This is a genomic window from Rhizobium sp. 01T437 (assembly GCF_056398505.1).
Genome location: NZ_JBFTPM010000016.1, coordinates 124447 through 142337, shown reverse-complemented (window position 1 = coordinate 142337; position 17891 = coordinate 124447). Strand labels below are relative to the sequence as shown.

Annotated in this window: 18 protein-coding genes; 6 read left to right on the top strand and 12 right to left on the bottom strand. The window is 60.8% G+C overall.

The window, feature by feature from the left end; genetic code table 11:
• The 11 genes from ccmI to ccoN all read right to left on the bottom strand — a co-directional run.
• Positions 1 to 1058, bottom strand: a 1058-nt coding sequence (ccmI, locus tag AC1DM5_RS27200) for a c-type cytochrome biogenesis protein CcmI (RefSeq protein ID WP_477976169.1), incomplete at its 3' end; no start/stop codon positions are given.
• A 63-nt stretch (positions 1059 to 1121) separates the two neighbouring features.
• Positions 1122 to 1850 carry a response regulator gene (locus AC1DM5_RS27195; protein WP_477976177.1) on the bottom strand — a complete coding sequence of 243 codons (729 nt, stop codon included), beginning with the start codon at positions 1848 to 1850 and terminating at the stop codon, positions 1122 to 1124.
• A gap of 282 nt (positions 1851 to 2132) precedes the next feature.
• A complete protein-coding gene (gene ccoS / locus AC1DM5_RS27190; protein WP_007823792.1) occupies positions 2133 to 2291 on the bottom strand; it encodes a cbb3-type cytochrome oxidase assembly protein CcoS in 159 nt (52 codons plus the stop codon).
• Positions 2288 to 4570, bottom strand: a complete 2283-nt coding sequence (locus AC1DM5_RS27185) for a cation-translocating P-type ATPase (RefSeq protein ID WP_477820349.1) — start codon at positions 4568 to 4570, stop codon at positions 2288 to 2290. The genes ccoS and AC1DM5_RS27185 overlap by 4 nt, the downstream gene beginning before the upstream one ends.
• Positions 4567 to 5052, bottom strand: coding sequence for a FixH family protein (locus AC1DM5_RS27180; protein WP_477820350.1), 486 nt, complete (start codon positions 5050 to 5052; stop codon positions 4567 to 4569). Before AC1DM5_RS27180 ends, AC1DM5_RS27185 begins: the two co-directional genes overlap by 4 nt.
• A complete protein-coding gene (gene ccoG, locus AC1DM5_RS27175) occupies positions 5049 to 6617 on the bottom strand; it encodes a cytochrome c oxidase accessory protein CcoG (RefSeq protein ID WP_477976167.1) in 1569 nt (522 codons plus the stop codon). Before ccoG ends, AC1DM5_RS27180 begins: the two co-directional genes overlap by 4 nt.
• Before the next feature lie 260 nt (positions 6618 to 6877).
• Positions 6878 to 7063 (bottom strand): hypothetical protein, encoded by a 186-nt coding sequence (locus tag AC1DM5_RS27170; protein ID WP_037109988.1) that lies wholly within the window; start codon positions 7061 to 7063, stop codon positions 6878 to 6880.
• Positions 7064 to 7075: 12 nt separating this feature from the next.
• Complete coding sequence (gene ccoP / locus AC1DM5_RS27165) at positions 7076 to 7939, bottom strand: cytochrome-c oxidase, cbb3-type subunit III (protein ID WP_477820352.1); 864 nt, start codon at positions 7937 to 7939, stop codon at positions 7076 to 7078.
• 1 nt (position 7940) lies between these two features.
• Positions 7941 to 8093 (bottom strand): CcoQ/FixQ family Cbb3-type cytochrome c oxidase assembly chaperone, encoded by a 153-nt coding sequence (locus AC1DM5_RS27160; protein ID WP_007823787.1) that lies wholly within the window; start codon positions 8091 to 8093, stop codon positions 7941 to 7943.
• Positions 8094 to 8101: 8 nt separating this feature from the next.
• Positions 8102 to 8836, bottom strand: coding sequence for a cytochrome-c oxidase, cbb3-type subunit II (gene ccoO / locus AC1DM5_RS27155; RefSeq protein WP_477976165.1), 735 nt, complete (start codon positions 8834 to 8836; stop codon positions 8102 to 8104).
• An 8-nt stretch (positions 8837 to 8844) separates the two neighbouring features.
• Positions 8845 to 10467, bottom strand: a complete 1623-nt coding sequence (gene ccoN, locus AC1DM5_RS27150) for a cytochrome-c oxidase, cbb3-type subunit I (RefSeq protein ID WP_477820354.1) — start codon at positions 10465 to 10467, stop codon at positions 8845 to 8847.
• A 233-nt stretch (positions 10468 to 10700) separates the two neighbouring features.
• Here ccoN and AC1DM5_RS27145 point away from each other — a divergent pair, with 233 nt between their 5' ends.
• The 3 genes from AC1DM5_RS27145 to AC1DM5_RS27135 all read left to right on the top strand — a co-directional run bounded on the left by AC1DM5_RS27145 (position 10701) and on the right by AC1DM5_RS27135 (position 14119).
• Positions 10701 to 11429: a Crp/Fnr family transcriptional regulator gene (locus AC1DM5_RS27145; RefSeq protein WP_477820355.1), complete on the top strand. Its 729-nt coding sequence runs from the start codon at positions 10701 to 10703 to the stop codon at positions 11427 to 11429.
• Positions 11430 to 11446: 17 nt separating this feature from the next.
• A complete protein-coding gene (locus AC1DM5_RS27140) occupies positions 11447 to 13372 on the top strand; it encodes a hybrid sensor histidine kinase/response regulator (protein ID WP_477976163.1) in 1926 nt (641 codons plus the stop codon).
• A 294-nt stretch (positions 13373 to 13666) separates the two neighbouring features.
• A complete protein-coding gene (locus AC1DM5_RS27135) occupies positions 13667 to 14119 on the top strand; it encodes a pseudoazurin (RefSeq protein WP_477820357.1) in 453 nt (150 codons plus the stop codon).
• Positions 14120 to 14436: 317 nt separating this feature from the next.
• Here AC1DM5_RS27135 and hemN read toward each other — a convergent pair whose 3' ends face one another.
• A complete protein-coding gene (hemN, locus tag AC1DM5_RS27130; protein ID WP_477976161.1) occupies positions 14437 to 15789 on the bottom strand; it encodes an oxygen-independent coproporphyrinogen III oxidase in 1353 nt (450 codons plus the stop codon).
• Between the two features lie 442 nt (positions 15790 to 16231).
• Here hemN and AC1DM5_RS27125 point away from each other — a divergent pair, with 442 nt between their 5' ends.
• From AC1DM5_RS27125 to AC1DM5_RS27115, 3 genes are all read left to right on the top strand, one after another.
• The gene (locus AC1DM5_RS27125) at positions 16232 to 16402 is read left to right on the top strand and encodes a twin-arginine translocase TatA/TatE family subunit (RefSeq protein ID WP_477976159.1); all 171 of its coding nucleotides are present in this window, start codon (positions 16232 to 16234) and stop codon (positions 16400 to 16402) included.
• On the top strand, positions 16386 to 16850 hold the full coding sequence (locus AC1DM5_RS27120) for a hypothetical protein (RefSeq protein WP_477820360.1): 465 nt from the start codon (positions 16386 to 16388) through the stop codon (positions 16848 to 16850). Before AC1DM5_RS27125 ends, AC1DM5_RS27120 begins: the two co-directional genes overlap by 17 nt.
• A gap of 412 nt (positions 16851 to 17262) precedes the next feature.
• Entirely contained in the window at positions 17263 to 17826 is a 564-nt protein-coding gene (locus AC1DM5_RS27115; RefSeq protein WP_477976157.1) for a LysE family translocator, read from the top strand.
• The last annotated feature ends 65 nt before the right edge of the window (positions 17827 to 17891 follow it).

Sequence of the window (17891 nt, the reverse complement as noted above, 5' to 3'; positions counted from 1 at the left end):
CCCCGCTTCAAGGCGCCGGCGGCGCGATCCTTGTCGTTCAATACGGCGTAAGAGCGGACGAGACGCATCCAGCCCTCGAAATTGTCGGGATCATCAGTCAGTTTGGCATCCAGGCTTTCCACCATGCCGCGGATCATCTGCTGCCGGTCGCCGCTGCTCAGATTCTGAGCTGCCGCCACATCCTCCGCCGTCGGGCCGCCCGGGGCGGCAGGCTTGGCTTCCGGCTCGGCTGCAGGGGCGACCGCCGTGCCGCCGTTCCTGGCGATATGCTCGTTGACCAGCGGCAGCCAGGGTGCATCATCAGGCGATTGCCTGGCCAGTGCCTCGAAGGCGGTGCGCGCCTGATCGGCTTGACCAGCCTGCTCAAGGCTCAACGCAACATAGAAGCGGGCGCGCGGGTTGTTCGGCTCAAGAGACAGGATTTGCTTGAGTTCATCAAGCACGTCTGCGCTCACCAGACCGTTTGATGTGGCCATCAGCGTTTCCGACAGTCCTTCCAGGCGCGAAACATTGGCTCCGCCGAGGCGAAGCGCCGCGCGATAGGCTCTTGCCGCATCATCGACCCTGCCAATCTTGAGGTAAACCGGAGCGATGACGTCCCATCCCCGCCCATCCTCAGGCTGAGTGGCCAGGTGATCCTCCATCTTCTTCACGAGGATTGCGAGATCCTCGCCTGGCTCGGCGAGCCTTATGGCCAGCGGACGGGAGGGGAGATCGGGAGAGCCGAGCGAGACGTAAAGGGCGATGCTGAGCAATGGCAGGAACACGGCGATGGCGTGTTTCAGCCATCTGCCGGAACGTTGCACGATCTGCGTGGGCCGGTGGTCATCTGCAGCCTTGAACAGGCGTCGCGCCGTTTCCGCTCTGGCCAGTTCGTATTCGTCCGGCGAGATGCGTCCGGAGGCGACATCCTCGTCGAGTTCGAAAAGCTGGTCACGATAGACCTTGCCGGCATCCGCTTCGGTGCTCGCCGCCTTCCGGCGGCCCCTCGAAAGAGGGTGAAGTAGGAAGGCAGTCGCTGCGGTCGTCATCACCGCGAAAAGAATCCAGATCGTCATCGTTGCAGCCATAATGGCTCAACACATAGCCGCAGCAGCGGACCGGACATTGACGAGGATCAATTATCTCGGTGTTCGTCCCGCTCGGCCGGTGAAGACATAACCGACGCCGCGTACAGACTGAATGAGATTCGGGCTCTTCGGATCATCCTCGATCTTCTTGCGCAAGCGGACGATCTGGGCGTCGATTGCGCGATCAAATGCTTCGAGATTGCGGTTTCTCGTCAGGTCCATGAGGGTTTCGCGCGAAAGAACCCGGCCGGGATTACGCACGAAAACAAGAAGCATGTCGAACTCGCCCGTCGTCAAAGCAACGTCGTCGCCATGGGGTGAGGTCAGTCGCCGGCGCGACACATCGAGGGACCAGCCTTCGAAGGCGAGCGTTTCGTCTTCTCCGTTGGTAGCACGGGCCGCGTCCGAGGAGGTGCGGCGGCGCAGGATTGTCCTCAGACGAGCCAGCAGTTCTCTCAGATGAAAGGGCTTGGCGATGTAATCATCGGCGCCGACCTCAAGGCCGACGACCTTGTCCGTGACATCATCCTGACCGGTTAGCATGAGAACCGGCACGTCGGATGTGCTTCGCAGCTCCCGAAGCAATTCGAGACCATTCTCGCCGTTCGGGAGCACCAGATCGAGAAAAATTGCCGCGTAAGAGCCCTTGGCGAGTTCGGAACGCATCGCCGCACCGTTTGCGACCGCGTTCACCTTAAATCCGTTGTCTTCGAAGTAACGCACCAGCATCTGCCTGATCCGCGCGTCATCATCGACCACCAGAATACGGTCCGGTTCCATTGTCCTCGTCAAGCTCGTTTCGACTTGCCAATCAGATAGCGCAGGAATTCGGCCAGCGCCACCGCTCTTGGGGCCCTGTGCGATGCTTCCCAAAGAAACCTGATGATGAACGCCTCGGCGGCGGGCTTTGTCACGATAGCGTCCAACGGAATCGCTGGCCGGCGCGATCGTAGCTAACAGACCTGACGGAGTAGGACGATGCGGTTCGTCCGATCCTTCACATCGAACCGTCACTGCGAGAGAGCGGCGAACGCCCGTTCGGTCTTTTTCCGACTGACGCGATCATGTAGCGGTCGGATCGGAATCATCGTCGGCAATCACCCGCCAGGAAGCGCCCTCGAGATCGTCATACTGACCGCTTTTCAGGGACCAGAGGAACGCCGCCAACCCGAGGCCGCCCATAAAAAGCGCGATCGGGATCAGATAGATGAGCATGTTCATGCGGCTTCGACCTCCTGATCGTGGATCGGTCTCTGCAAAGCCGGCAGAGGAGCGCCTCGCGCCGTAAAGGCGTTGAGACGCAGGGCGTTGGTGACGACGATGATCGAGGAGGTGGACATCGCCACGGCCGCGATCAGCGGCGTCGCAAAGCCGGCGACCGCAATCGGCACGGCAAGGATGTTGTAGCCGATCGCAAGGGCGAAATTCTGCCGGATGAGCGCGGCCGAGCGCCTGGCGATCCGGATCGCATCGGGTACTGCATCGAGCCTCTCGTTGAAGAAGACGAGGTCGGCCGCCTGGCGTCCGATGTCGGAAGCGCTCGACGGCGCCATCGAGACATGGGCTGCGGCGAGCGCAGGCGCGTCATTGATGCCGTCGCCGACCATCAGAACGCGGCGCCCCTCCTCTTGCAGGGCCTCACAGGCTTCCACTTTCTGCTTCGGGGTTAATGCGCCGAGGGCGCGGTCGACGCCGAGGCTGCGTGCCGTGCTTTCAACGACCGACTGGCGGTCCCCCGAAAAAATCAGCGTCTGGAAACCGGCCGATTCCAGATCGGCGATCGCCTCGCCTGCTCCCGGACGAAGCGTGTCATCGAAGAAGAAGCGCGCCAGCGCCACCCCGTTTGCCGAAAGCACGACATCGGAAAGCGGACTGTCTGATGTCGCGATCTCGGCGCCGACGCAGGCAAAAGATGCGTTTCCGAGCTTGTAGACGACATCCCCGCGCGAGGTTTCGAGACCGCCACCTGCAACCTCCACCACGCGATCGAATTGCTCGGCCACGACTGCCTGACGGGAAAGCGACTGCGAGAGCGGATGCCTGGAATGCTGAGCAAGTCCCGCTGCGACCGCGACGCTCCCGATATTGTCGGCTTCGGTCCGCACGAGCCTCGGTCGCCCGAGTGTCAGCGTACCCGTCTTGTCGAAGGCGACGGCATCGACCTCTGCGAGCCGCTCGAGCGCCGAACCGTCCTTGACCATGACGCCCCTGCGAAAAAGCTCGCCGGCTGCAACGACTTGCACGACCGGAACGGCCAGTCCGAGAGCGCATGGGCAGGTGATGATGAGCACGGCGACGCCGACGAGCATCGCCTGCTTCCAGTCTCCGCCGATGATCCCCCAGCCCAGAAACGACACCAGCGCAAGGAGGTGCACGGCGGGCGAATAGAGTGCTGCGGCCCTGTCGGCGATCCGCCGATAGCGCGCCCTCCCGCCTTCTGCGGCCTCCATGAGGCCGATGATCTCGGCAAGCAGCGAGTTGCGCGCGAGCTTGGTTGCACGTACGATGAGCGAGCCTGTCAGGTTCATGGCCCCCGAATGGATTTCCGCGCCGGGTTTGACGGCCACCGGGCTGCTCTCGCCGGTTACGATCGACAGGTCGAGGTCGCTCTCGCCGCTGGCGACGATGCCGTCGACCGGGATGCGGTCGCCGGCCGCCACGGCAATCTCGTCGCCGACGGCGATCTCCTCGACCGCCACGTAGCGCCTCGACCCATCGGCTGCCACCACCAGCGCCCCACGCGGAGCAAGCCGCGCCAGCCCATTGATCGCTGCGCGCGCCTTCTCGCGCATGACGTGATCGAGAGTGCGGCCGATCAGCAGGAAGAATAGCAGCGACACGGTCGCATCGAACCAGGCATGCTCGCCATGATGCATCGTCTCCCAGAGCGAAACCGCAAAGGAGAGCGTCACGGCAAGTGAGATAGGCACATCCATGTTCGTGCGCCCGCGCTTCAACGCGTTCCAGGCCGATCGAAAGAAGAACCGGCCGGAATAGACGAGTGCAGGAGCTGCGATCATCGCCGATATCCAATGGAACATGTCGCGCGTCGCGGCATCCGCGCCGGACCACACGGATACCGACAGCAGCATGATGTTTGTCGCGGCAAAGCCGGCAACCCCGACCGCAAGGAGAAGCTGGTTCCGTGTCTTGTCGCTTTCCGGCGCAAGCGGTGCGAAGAGATGGACCCTGTATCCGGTCGCGCTGATCGCGGCAGTGATGCCGGTTGGATCAACCGCTTTGTTGTCCATCTCCTCGGCATAGACGCAGCTCACGCGCCTTGAGGTGAGGTTCACCCTGGCTTTTCGCACATAGGGCAGGCCCGACAAAGCCCGCTCGATGGTCGATATGCAGGCGCCGCAATGGACGTCAGGCACGCTGAGATCGAGTTGACGAAGACCGCCGCCGAGCGCGTGGCTCGCAAGCCCGATCTCCTCGGCGCTGAAGGAGGTCGTGCTCATCGCCAGGACGCCGTCCGCATTCATGGTGCAGCAGGTCATTGGCCGAACTCCGCAGTGTCGATGCGCACGGCCTCGTGCATGACGATCTCGCCGCCACGGCGCGAGGTCACTTCGACGATCCAGTCGCCTTCGGCAATCGCGTGATCCGCCTTAAACCGCCCTTCCGAGAGCTTGGTCAGGGCAACGCGAAAGTCCTCATGATCGCCAACCGGCCGCTTGAAGTTGGCCACGACGTCGTCGACAACAGCCGGCGAGCCGTCCCTGTTGCTGATATCATAATGGATTTCGTCGCTCTTCAACGAAAGCCTGCCGGCAATACCAGAGGCAGCCATCGCCTTCATGGCGGCAGCCTTCTCATTGAATTCCTGGCTGGCGACATAGGTGTTCTCGACCACCAGCCCGCTCCAGCTCGACGAAGCGTACCAGGCCATCGTAAAGTTGACAGCGATGATCACGCCGAAAAACGCACACGTCGTCAGCAACATATGCGTGCCGGTGAATCCTTGCGTGCGGGGGCTCATCTGACATCTCCTGGGGCGTTGAATGCGGCGCGATAGGTCGCGCGGTCGGCGTGACCGGCATCTTCGATCGAAAAGAGGAATTCGTTGACCGCATCGCCCGTCTGCTTGCGGGTGACGAACACCTTGAGCGTCGTCGCTGCGTCGGGGGCGGCATCGATCATGAACCGACGTCCCTCCTCCTTGCCGAGCTCGGGGATCCGCATCGTCGCACCATCGATGCCCGACAGGGTCAGCTCGATCGTGCGCGGCTTGGGAACCATGTTGAGCACACGCAGCGTGTATCCGTTGCGGATCGAGCCGTCGCTTTCCAGCACATATTGGGGGTTGCGGTCATGGACGACATTGAGCTCCAGCCGTTCGCGCATCGACAGATGCACGAGCATGGCAATGCCGATGCAAGTCCATACGCTCGCGTAAAAGACGACACGTGGCCGAAAGATGATGCGCCAGTTGAAGTGGCGAATGCCGTCGACAAAGGAACCGTCCGGATTTCTGACGCGCGCCGGCTGGACGGGTGTCCTGCCCCCGTTGGTGGCAATGTTCATATTGCTCGCATATTCGCTGAGCGTCGCATAGGCGATCAGGCCGCGCGGCTTGCCGATCTTGTCCATGACATTGTCGCAGGCGTCGATGCAGAGCGCGCAGGTGATACATTCCATCTGCTGTCCATCGCGGATATCGATGCCCATGGGACAGACCGCAACGCAGGCATTGCAGTCGACGCAGTCGCCGACGGCCTGCCCCTCTGCTTGTGCCTTCTTGGCATGGCGCGAGCGTTGCTCGCCGCGCCAGTCGTTATAGGTCACGACCAGCGAGTTCTCGTCGAGCATGGCGCCCTGGATACGCGGCCAGGGACACATATAGGTGCAGACCTGTTCGCGCAGGAGCCCGCCAAAGACGTAGGTGGTCGATGTCAGAATGGCGACGGTGGCGTAGGCGACGGCCGGAGCCTGCCCGGTGAAGAGGCCTTTGACGAGGGTTGGCGCGTCGGCGAAATAGAATACCCATGCACCGCCGGTGAGAACGCCGATGACAAGCCAGGTCGCATGCTTGAGCAGGCGCTTGCGAAGCTTGTCGAACTTCCACGTCCCGGCGTCGAGCTTCATTCTGGCATTGCGGTCGCCTTCAATGGCGCGCTCGACGACGAGAAAGAGGTCGACCCAGACCGTCTGCGGACAGGCATAACCGCACCAGGCGCGGCCGACGGCCGACGTGACCAGAAACAGCCCAAACCCCGCCATGACCAGCAATCCGGCGACATAGTAGAATTCCTGCGGCCAGATCTCGATGAAGAAGAAAAAGAAGCGGCGCGACGACAGGTCGATCAGGATCGCCTGGTCGGGCGCGTAGGGTCCGCGATCCCAGCGGATCCAGGGAGCAAGATAATAGATCGCCAGCGTGATCAGCATCACGATCCACTTGAACCGGCGAAAATGTCCTTGGACCCTCTTGGGAAAGACCTTCTTGCGCGCTGCATAAAGCGGCTGACGGTTGCGGCGGGCGTTGACCGGCTCGGCGTTGACACGTTCCACTGATTTGGGATCGGGTGCTGTGTAGAGGTTCATGGGCCTGTTCCGATTTGTGACTGCCCTTCTCCTCCGTTTCCAGCTGACGATCCTTGATTCATATCAAGGCCATGGTTTGCATGGCACACGCCCTGCCCGGGCAGGATGCGGCCCTGAAGGAGCCGGGCAACCGACAGGCATAGGCTGTTGCGTCCGATCGCGCCTTGCGCTTGATCAAAGAAAAAGGGCCGCGCCCAGAAAGGAGGGCACGGCCTGGAGGACACCGGGGAGAAGCCGCTGGGACGTCCTCGTTTGCAGATCTACCGGCTGGTCGGGTTATGATCTTTGAGGCAGATCAAGCTTACGATCGAACTGCCGATCTTTGCGGGATCTTCCTGCTCGCAGGCCGGCGGAGCGGACCTTGCGCGCATCGTCACACGTGAGCGGATCACCGCACGCGGCGTGCCATAGAGTTCAAGGAGCGCGTTATGATCATGGTTCGTCATCCTGCCGGCCTCTCATTGACCGCCGCCGAGCGAGTGGACGAAAACGGTGAGTTCCTTGATGGTCGTGTCTCCAAGGCGCGCGGACCACGCCGGCATGACACCATGCTTCGGAGCCGCAACCTGGCGGATGATGGCGTCCTCACCTCTACCTTTCAGCCAGATGGCATCGGCAAGATCAGGCGCGCCCATCTCCGGCTTGCCCTTGGCATTCTCGCCGTGACAGGCCGCACAGTTGTCCAGGAACACCTGCTTTCCGGGCTCAACGAGGGTTTCGTCCGATGGACTGTTCGTCAGGCTCCAGACATAGGCTGCAACCTGCCGGATCTGATCCTTGTCGAGCATGTCGGCAAAGGCCGGCATTTCTGAGACATGCGTGTCCGTGTCGCCATCGAAGCGGATGCCGTGGGCGATTGTCGTCTGGATGGAATCAAGGTCGCCGCCCCAGAGCCAGTCGTCATCATTGAGGTTGGGGAAACCCGGTCCGCCGCTCGCGCCAGAACCGTGGCACGGCGCGCAATTAACCTTGAAGGCAGAGGCGCCGCCGGCGATCGCGAATTCGCGAAGAGCCGGATCGGCATCGATTTCCTGCACGGTCTTGGCCGCGATCATGTCGTGGAACTTCGTCTGCGATGCCTTGGCCAGATCGAGGTCCTGCTGCAGCTCGGCACGGCTGGAAAAGCCGAAATAGCCTTTCGTAGCCGATGTGATCATCGGTATGGCCGGATAGGCGATGGCATAGCCGATCGCCCACAGGATCGTCGCGTAGAAGGTCCAGACCCACCACCGAGGCATTGGATTGTTCAGTTCACGGATGCCGTCCCATTCATGGCCGGTCGTCTCGACGCCGCTGATTTCATCGATATGTTTTTCCGACATCTCAATCGTCCTTCAGAGGAATGTTGGCGGCATCCTTCGCGGCCTGCTTGCCACCGGGCCGGAGCGTGAAAATGATCGCTCCGATGAAGAAGGCGGTCATCGCCAGGAGGCCCCAACTGTCGGCGAAGTGCCGCATTGCGGTGTAGGTTTCCATGTTTCACCTCATCGGTAGCCGGTGGCGTCGTCATAGGTCGAGAAGTCGACGAGCGTGCCGAGCATCTGCAGATAGGCCACAAGGGCGTCCATCTCGGTGAGCTTCGAAGGGTCGCCGTCGAAGTCGCCGACCTTGGCCTTGGGATATCGCTCGAGAAGTGCTGTCGTATCGGCATTCGCATCGGCCTGCGCCTTCATGTCCGCCTCCGCATTGGCGATCATGTCGTCGCTATAGGGCACGCCGACATCCACATTCGCCTTGAGGTCCATGCCGACGTCCTTGACGGTGACTTCATGCTCCCTGAGGAAAGCGTAGCTCGGCATGATCGATTCCGGCACGACGGCTCTCGGGTTCGACAGGTGCTGGACATGCCACTCATTGGAGTAACGGCCGCCCACGCGCGCGAGATCCGGACCCGTGCGCTTCGAGCCCCATTGGAAGGGATGGTCGTACATGGATTCTGCAGCCAGCGAATAATGGCCGTAGCGCTCCACCTCGTCTCGGAACGGCCTGATCATCTGGCTGTGGCAGAGATAGCAACCCTCGCGGATATAGACGTTGCGACCTGCCAGCTCGAGCGGCGTATAGGGACGCATTCCCTCCACCTTCTCGATCGTGTTCTGCAGGTAGAACAGCGGCGCGATTTCGACGATACCGCCGATGCTGACCACGAGCAGCGAGCCGACCAAAAGAAGGGTCGCGTTTTTCTCGAGGATCTGATGTTTGTCCAGGATTGATGCCATGTGTCACCTCACTCGGCAGCCTGTGCCTGCGGCACATAGGCGGAAGGAATTTCGGCTTCGTCGCGCAGATGGCCGCGGATGGTCATGAAGACGTTCCAGGCCATCATGATGCCGCCGGCCAGGTAGAGACCACCGCCGATTGTGCGCAGTACGTAATAGGGGAACATCGCCGCCACGGTTTCGGCGAAGGAGTAGACGAGGAAGCCCTGGGAATTATATTCGCGCCACATCAGGCCCTGTTGGATGCCGGCGACCCACAGAACTGCCGCATAGACGACGATGCCGAGCGTTGCGAGCCAGAAGTGCCAGTTGACCATGCGCAGGCTGTAGAGGCGTTCGCGGCCCCACAGCTTCGGCGTCATGTAGTAGATCGCACCGAAGGTGATCATGCCGACCCAACCGAGCGCGCCGGAATGCACGTGACCAATGGTCCATTCGGTGTAGTGGCTGAGGGAATTCACAGTCTTGACCGACATCATCGGGCCTTCGAAGGTCGACATGCCGTAAAAGGCGATGGCGACGATCATCATGCGGATAATGGGATCGGTGCGGATCTTGTCCCAGGCACCTGACAGCGTCATCAGGCCATTGATCATGCCGCCCCAGGAGGGCATCCAGAGCATGATCGAAAAGACCATGCCGAGGGTCTGCGCCCAGTCCGGGAGCGCAGTATAATGCAGGTGATGCGGCCCAGCCCAGATATACATGAAGATCAGCGCCCAGAAGTGGATGATCGACAGCCGGTAGGAATAGACGGGGCGGTTGGCCTGCTTGGGCACGAAATAATACATCATCCCGAGGAAGCCGGCAGTCAGGAAGAAGCCGACGGCATTGTGGCCGTACCACCACTGCGTCAGGGCGTCCTGAACGCCCGAAAACAGCGAGTAGCTCTTCGAGCCGAGGAAGGAGACCGGCACTGCGAGATTGTTGACGACGTGCAGCATCGCGATCGTCACGATGAAGCCGAGATAGAACCAGTTCGCCACATAGATATGCGGCTCCTTGCGCTTCAGGATGGTGCCGAGGAAGACGGCGAGATAGGCGACCCAGACGATCGTCAGCCACAGGTCGACGTACCATTCGGGCTCGGCATATTCGCGCGCCTGGTTGATGCCGAGGACATAGCCGGTCGCCGCCATGACGATGAAGAGCTGATAGCCCCAGAAGACGAACCAGGCGAGGCTGCCGCCGAAGAGGCGCGCATGACAGGTGCGCTGGACGACGTAGAAGGACGTCATGATCAACGCATTGCCACCGAAGGCGAAGATCACCGCCGAAGTGTGGACGGGCCGGAGCCGGCCGAAATTCAGATAGGGAGCGAAATTGAGATCCGGGAACGCCAATTGCGCCGCAATGACAACGCCGACGAGGAAGCCGACGACGCCCCAGAATACGGTGGCGATCAAACCGTAGCGGATCACCTCGTCGAAATATCCAGACGGGTCAGCTTTCGGCAGCCGGCCCGCCGGTGAGAAATCCACCTTTCTGACGAGAAGCAGCGTTCCCGCAAAAAGGCAGAAGCTCAATATCCCCATGTGGATTGAAAATAGATGGTCGTGGGCGAAAGCAGCGCCAAGCAATGCCAGGAATGCTCCCACGGCGACCACCATGGTTTCCGTAGTATAGTTCATGATGACGTCCCCAGTGCGCAGACGACCACAGCGCGGTCGCCTTTCTCGTACTTTGAGGAACGACTGTCATGGAGACCGCGCCCACACCTTGATCCAGGTCAACGAAGGCGTGGCTTTGCCCGTTGTTACAGACTGTTACAGAACCTTACCCTTTGGCACCGTCCGCTCATTCGGCTGTGACCGAACGCCTTTCTATTGGTCTCACATTCAATCAGGGCACGGGGATCATTGAGATGTTGATGCAGGGCCAGCAGGCATTCGAGAACGTCGATCTTGGCGTAAAAGCGGTTCAGGACAATTCGTTATCGTCGCTTTTCCAGATGTCGGCGACCGAAACGGTCGGGGCGGGAAAGGCGATCTGTTGGGAGGGGGATGCCGCACGGCATCTGTTCCAGATCACCGAAGGCGTCGTACGTCTTCATCGCATCATCGGCGACGGGCGCCGGGTCATAACCGCCTTTCACTTCGCCGGCGATGTCGTCGGCTCTTTCCTGCAGGGCGATTTCCTCTTTACCGCCGAAGCCGTGACGGATTGCAAGATCCGCCGCCTCTCGCGCAAACAGTTCCAGGAAGAGATCGAGCGTTCCGAGCTTCTGCGGCCGGCCTATATCAGCCTGCTCTGCAGGGAGACCGCGTCGGCCCACGACCAACTCGTGCTCCTGTCCAGGAAAAATGCCGAGGAACGCCTCTGCAGCTTTCTCATGAAGCTTGCGACCCGTGACGGCGAATCGCTCCGCCAGGGGCTGCTCGAGGTGCCAATGAGCCGGCAGGACATCGCCGATTATCTCGGCCTGACCATCGAGACCGTTTCGCGCTCGATCAGCAAGCTCGCCCAGAGGAAAATCGTCCTTCCGGACGGACGGCACAATCTGCGCATCGTCAATCTGGCCCGCCTCGCACAGTTGTCAGGCAACGTGGATGATTTTTCGGACAGAACCTGCCATAGGGGTAGCGTCCACTGACTACGGAACGAATGTCTATGCCTCACCGTCTGATCTCGCCGCGCATCGCATCGCCCCAGGAACTGGACGCGCTCGTGCATGTTCTCGACGGGGCCGACATCATCGTGCACCGGCTCGAAGGCACGATCACCCATTGGTCGATCGGCAGCGAGAACATGTACGGCTGGACCCGTGAAGAGGCCGTGGGCGAGACCGTCTACGCTTTGCTCGATACGCGCTTTCCTGAGCCGATGGACGCCATACGCGCGCATCTAACGACGCGGGGCTTCTGGCAGGGCGAGGTCATTCATCGTCACAAGAACGGTCGCGACATGCACGTGGCAACCCGCTGCGTCCTCGTCAATCTTCCAGACGGCGATCCCGTCGTCATCGAGGCAAACAGCGATGTCAGTGCCCTGCGCAAGGCGGAAGAGGCCGTGCGGGCGCGCGAGGCACACCTGTCGTCGATCCTCGACACAGTACCCGATGCGATGGTCGTCATCGACCAGAACGGCAATGTCATGTCGTTCAGCAAGGCGGCGGAGATGCTCTTCGGCTTTAGCTCCGAAGAAATCTGCGGCCAGAACGTCAAGAAGCTGATGCCCGAACCTTATCGTGCAGCCCATGACGGATATATCGACCATTACATGCAGACGGGCGAGAAGCGGATCATCGGTTATGGTCGCGTCGTGACGGGTCAGCGCGCTGACGGCACCCAGTTCCCGATGGAACTCCATGTCGGCGAGGCAACGGCAAATGGCGAACGGATCTTCACCGGCTTCGTTCGCGATCTGACCAGCAGGTTCAAGATCGAGGAGGACCTTCGCCAGGCCCAGAAGATGGAAGCCGTGGGTCAGTTGACCGGCGGGCTGGCGCACGACTTCAACAATCTGCTGACCGTGATCAGCGGCAATCTGGAGATGATCGAGGACAAGCTCCCGTCAGGCCCGCTGCGCGATATGCTTCAGGAGGCGCAGGGTGCCGCGGCCGACGGCGCAAAGCTCACCGGACAACTGTTGGCATTCGGAAGGCGTCAACCGTTGAACCCGAAGCAGGCCGATCTCGGCCGGCTCGTCACCGGCTTTTCGGACCTGTTGCGAAGGACGCTCGGTGAAAACATCAAATTGTCGACGGTCCTTTCAGGATCCGATTTCAACGTGCTGGTCGACAGTTCCCAGCTGCAGAACGCGATCCTCAACATCGCTCTGAACGCGCGCGACGCCATGCCGAAAGGCGGCACTCTGACCACCGAGGTCTCACGTGTGCAGCTCGATGCGGACTATGCGAAAATGTATCCGGAAGTTCGCAGCGGCAACTTCGTCCTCGTCTCCATGAGCGATACCGGTGACGGCATGACCGAGGAGGTCAAGAAGCGTGCGATCGAGCCCTTCTTCACCACCAAGGAAGTGGGATCCGGAACCGGACTGGGCCTCAGCATGGTCTACGGCTTCGTCAAGCAATCCGGCGGCCACCTGCAGATCTATAGCGAGGTCGGTCGCGGCTCGACGATCCGCATCTACCTGCCGGCTCTTTCAAGCGCCAGCGCTAGGGACGAAGCGACGGCCGGCGGCAAGGTCGAAGCAGCATTGCCGGGTGGCGACGAACGCGTTCTTGTGGTCGAGGACGACGCGCGCGTCCGCAGGGTTGCCGTCGCCCGGCTTGCCGGGATGGGATATGCCGTGCTCGAGGCCGACAATGGCCGTCGGGCACTGGAATTGCTCAAGAGCCAGCCCGACGTCGCGCTTTTGTTCACCGACATCGTCATGCCCGGAGGCATGACCGGCGACGAGCTGGCAAGGGCTGCCCGCCTGGAACGGCCTGACCTCGCCGTGCTCTTCACCTCAGGATATTCGGAGCCCGCACTGGCGGCAAACGAGGTCATCACCGGCGCGCAATGGCTTCGAAAGCCTTACACCGCGCGCGACCTCGCGCTGAAAGTACGTGAGCTGATCGACGCCCGGTAAAGCGGGGCGCGTAAAGCCTCTCAAAAAATCCAGCGATCCGATTGTCCGCCGGAGCCTTTGACGGTTCCGCAGATGCAAACCTGCATCCATGCCTGCCTCGACGTGGATGCTATCATCACCGTGATTCGGGGCGCGCTCTCCCGTTTCCCTGCGTGTCGTCCAAACCGGACAAAGAGAGCCGCCTGTCGCCTGAAATGGCACTGCCAATTTGACGGGCATCAAAGAGTGGCACGCTTGCATGTCCTAGAACCGCGGCCGAGGCCAAGATCGGCCCCGAACGATAGGAGAAATGCAATGCGTCTGAAATTTGGACTGATCGCTGCCGGAGCGGTTCTGATGGCATCGGCAGCGCCGCTCATGGCCGCCGACCATCAGATCCAGATGCTCAACAAGGGCGCTGACGGCGCGATGGTCTTCGAGCCGGGATTTGTCAAGATCGCGCCCGGAGACACCGTTACCTTCGTGCCCACCGACAAGAGCCACAATGCCGAGACCTACAAGGGCCTTATTCCGGATGGAGCCGCGGAGTTCAAATCCAAGCCCAGCGAGCAATATCAGGCCAAATTCGACGTCCCCGGCGCCTATGTCATCAAGTGCGCGCCGCACGCAGGCATGGGCATGGTGGCGCTGATCCAGGTCGGCGACAACCCCGCCAACCTCGAAGTCATCAAGACCGCCAAGCTTCCAAACATGGTGCGCAAGCGCCTCGATGCCGATCTCGCACAGATCGCACAGGTCACGCAATAACGTTGAGGCACTCGCAGGTGGCGGCGCCATGCGCCCCACCTGCGGACCAGGAGACATGTCATGATCAGACACTTTGCGCTCGCAGTAGCTGGCATGTTTTGCATTGCGGGAACGGCGCAGGCCCACATCACTCTCGAGTAGGCCAAGGGAGGTCTCACCGAGATCGTGTGGCAAAGCGGTTCGCTTGGCGACGACGAATATGATGAATTTGTGCTTCGCCACCGTGGCGAAGGAAATCCTTGTGGCTAGGAGTGACAGGCAGGTGCATCGTTGCCGATCACCTGCCGCTTGTCAAAACGGTGGCGGTCAGCCGGAGATCATGCCGCCTTGCTGTGCGTCCGGCCGAAGGAGCCGAAATAGGCGTCGAAGGCCGCCGCGACGGCACGGACCATGAAGCGATGCTCCTTCGAGACGGTGATGCGGCCACTCTCTAATGTCACCACGCCATCCGATACGAGGCCGTCCAGCCGATCGTTCCGTTCGAGGAGAAAGCCGACATCGTAGCCGGCCTCCGCACCAAGCTTTGCGAGATCCACCTTGAAGTCGCACATCAGCCGTTCGATCACTCTCGCCCGAAACTTGTCTTCATCGGTCAGCCCATATCCCTTGGCAGTCGCGAGGATTCCCGAACTGATCCGTTCTGCGTAACGACCAAGAGCGACATGGTTCTGGACGTAGCCGCCCGGCAGCCGACCAATCGCCGACGCGCCGAGCCCGATGAGAGTTTCGCATTCGTCGGTCGTGTAGCCCTGGAAGTTCCGCCGCAGGGTTCCCGAGAGGGAGGCGACGGCGAGCTGATCGTCGGGCAATGCGAAATGGTCGAGGCCGACACGAACATATCCGGCGCGCTCCAGCTCGTCGGCAATCGCCTCGGCCTGCTCGTTGCGTTGCGCAGCATCGGGAAGTGCCGCCTCGTCGATCAGCCGCTGATGCTTCTTGAAGGCTGGCACATGGGCATATCCGAAGACGGCAAAACGCTCCGGCCGCAACTCGACAGCCGTTCTCACCGTTTCGATGCAGGATCGAATGGTCTGATGTGGGAGCCCGTAGATAAGGTCGAAATTGATGCTCGTCACGCCGTAGCCTCTGAGCCCCGCCACGGCTGACTGCGTCTGCTCGAAGCTCTGTATCCGATTGATCGCTTTTTGAACGACCGGGTCGAAGCTCTGGACGCCGAGACTTGCGCGGTCGACGCCGTTTTCGCCGAGGGCGGAAATCATTGCACTCGACAGCGTCCGCGGATCGATCTCGACCGCAACGCTGCAGTCGCCGGTAAACTGGAACGCGCTCTTGAGCTTGTCCATCAGGCTGGAAAAATCGTCTGGCTTCATGATCGTCGGCGTGCCGCCGCCGAAATGAACGTTCTTGACCGGAACCTCGTTTCGAGCCGCCTGCGACACGAGTTCGATCTCCTGGCTCAAGATGTCGAGATATTCGAGCACGGGCGCATCCTGGCGCGTGACCGTCGTGTGGCAGCCGCAATACCAGCACATGGAGCGACAGAAGGGAACGTGCAGGTAGACGGAGACCGGTCCGGAGGCTGCGCTCTCTGAAAGATCATGCGCATATTGTTCCGGCCCGACGGCCGGCGAAAACGCAGGCGCGGTCGGATAGCTGGTGTAGCGTGGCAGGCGGGCCTCGCCATATTTGGCGATCAGGGCATCGGACATTTCGGCTTCCTTCATGAGAGTGTCATGATGCGCATATGCCGATGAGGGGCTGCCTTCCTTGTCCTGGATCAATAATGACCCGCGTGAGCCTGACAACAGCAAGCCGGGCGCAGGAACCAGCTCGACACTTGCCCTCGCGCCGCGCCCGGGCCGATACGACCGAGGGCGCCACTTTCAAAGCAGTTTAGCGGGACGACGATGAAGGACGACGGTGCGGTTTTGAAGTCACTGCCGCTTTTTCGAACGCATGCAGATGCCGATCTTGACGCCATGTGCAAGCAGGTTACACCGCGCGGCGGGCATCCATATCCGTGAGTCCGCGGCCCCGGCAACCGCGGCCAGCGGTTGACCGCCAGTTTCACCAACATCATTGCATTTGCGCCAGATCAATCACGGCCGAGGCGGAAGGTCTAAGCTCGTCACATTACAAGGAGTGATTGGAATGGGAAGCTTTAGCACCTGGCATTGGCTGATCGTCCTCATCCTGTTTGGACGTGGAAAGATCCCTGAACTCATGGGCGACGTCGCACATGGGATTCGGGCCTTCAAGAAGGGCATCGATGACGAGCAGGTCGGCGAAAAGGACAGGGGTGGCGATGCAGATCGGCCCTGATCCGGATCGACGTGTAATCGGTCATGCTGAACGTCAGGGGGAGCGCAAGATGGAGTATTCGATTATCTCGGCCCGGTTCGACGACGCGGAAAAATGCGGTCGCATCGATCTTCGAGTCGCTGACCAAACGAGGCCACTGATCGTCACCAGGAGATCGCTGCTGAGCGTTGCCTCGCCGCCGCGTGCGAGTGAGGCGAGGCTTTTCCAGTTTCTGCACAGCTTTTGCGAGATCGCGCTCACCTATGGCAAATGCGATCCGAGGCAGGCGGAAACCCTGGTCGTCACAGCAACCGACGTAAGACGCTGGCGCCGCGGTCATTCACAGTCAGAACCGCTGTGGACGTGGCAGGATATCGGCAGCACCATCAGACCCTTTCCCCGCCCGACGGATCCCTCATCGCGGCTGCGCGCTTCGGCAGAAACGCTCGAGCGCTTCGCGGGTGCATAGTTTCTGGAGACACTCCTCGTCCTGACTGCGCGCGACATGGCGAGGCACGAGCTTGAGCAACTCCCATTCGGTGGCGCGGTTGCGATTGAACCACGACGCCTCCGCAATACCGTCGTAGATGTGGAGAATGCGCCTGGCGGTGACTGGATCGAGATCTCTCAGCAGCATGGTGGGAGAGGCCGCTTTTCAAAGATGGATTTCACATCCCTATGGTGATGCGAGAGCTTCGCTCGTCTTCGATGAGGCAGCACAACAGGGGTGCTGATGTCTTCGCACGCCGTTGCTTTCGCCCCTCTGCTTGCTCGTCCTTGATAATTCTCAATCTGGCGGGAGCGGCACTCGAACTGATACAGATCAAAACCGTCCGTCAGAATTCATGAGAAGGGTGGCAGACAATCAAGGACCGGATTTGATGAACCTGCCGACATTCTTTATCGCCATCTTCTCGCTGCTGATCCTTCCAGGCCCCACCAATGCGGTTCTCGCCTTGGCGTCGACAAGACTGACCGTCTGGCGGTCCCTGTCGCTCATCACCGCAGTGGTGCTCGCCTATCTCGCAATCATCGTTCCGGTATCGAGCATCGCCGCTCCGCTCCTTCATGGCCATCCAGGCATCGCCAGCATCGTCAAGCTGATTTCGGCGATCTGGGTTCTCTATCTTGCGCTCAAGCTATGGGTTCCGGCGCCGGCGGGCGGCCAAAACACGCTCGGCGTCGGTCAGCTCTTCATCACCACACTGCTCAATCCCAAGGCCATCATCATCGGCCTTACCCTCGTGCCCGCTGTCGAAGCGGGGGTACCCGCAGCGATAGCGATATTCGTCTGCTGCGTGACGGTGACATCGGCGATCTGGCTTGGCCTTGGCAATCTGCTTGTCGGGCGCCATGCGCAAATGCCACCTCTTGCGCGCCATTGCGGTTGCGCGGTACTGGTTGCCTTCTCCCTGACCCTTGCCATCAGCGCCCTTTGGACCTGAGAGCTATCTGAGTTTTTCAGGGCAGCGGTTCGGCTGATTTCCCTCCATGGCTTGAAAATCAGGCG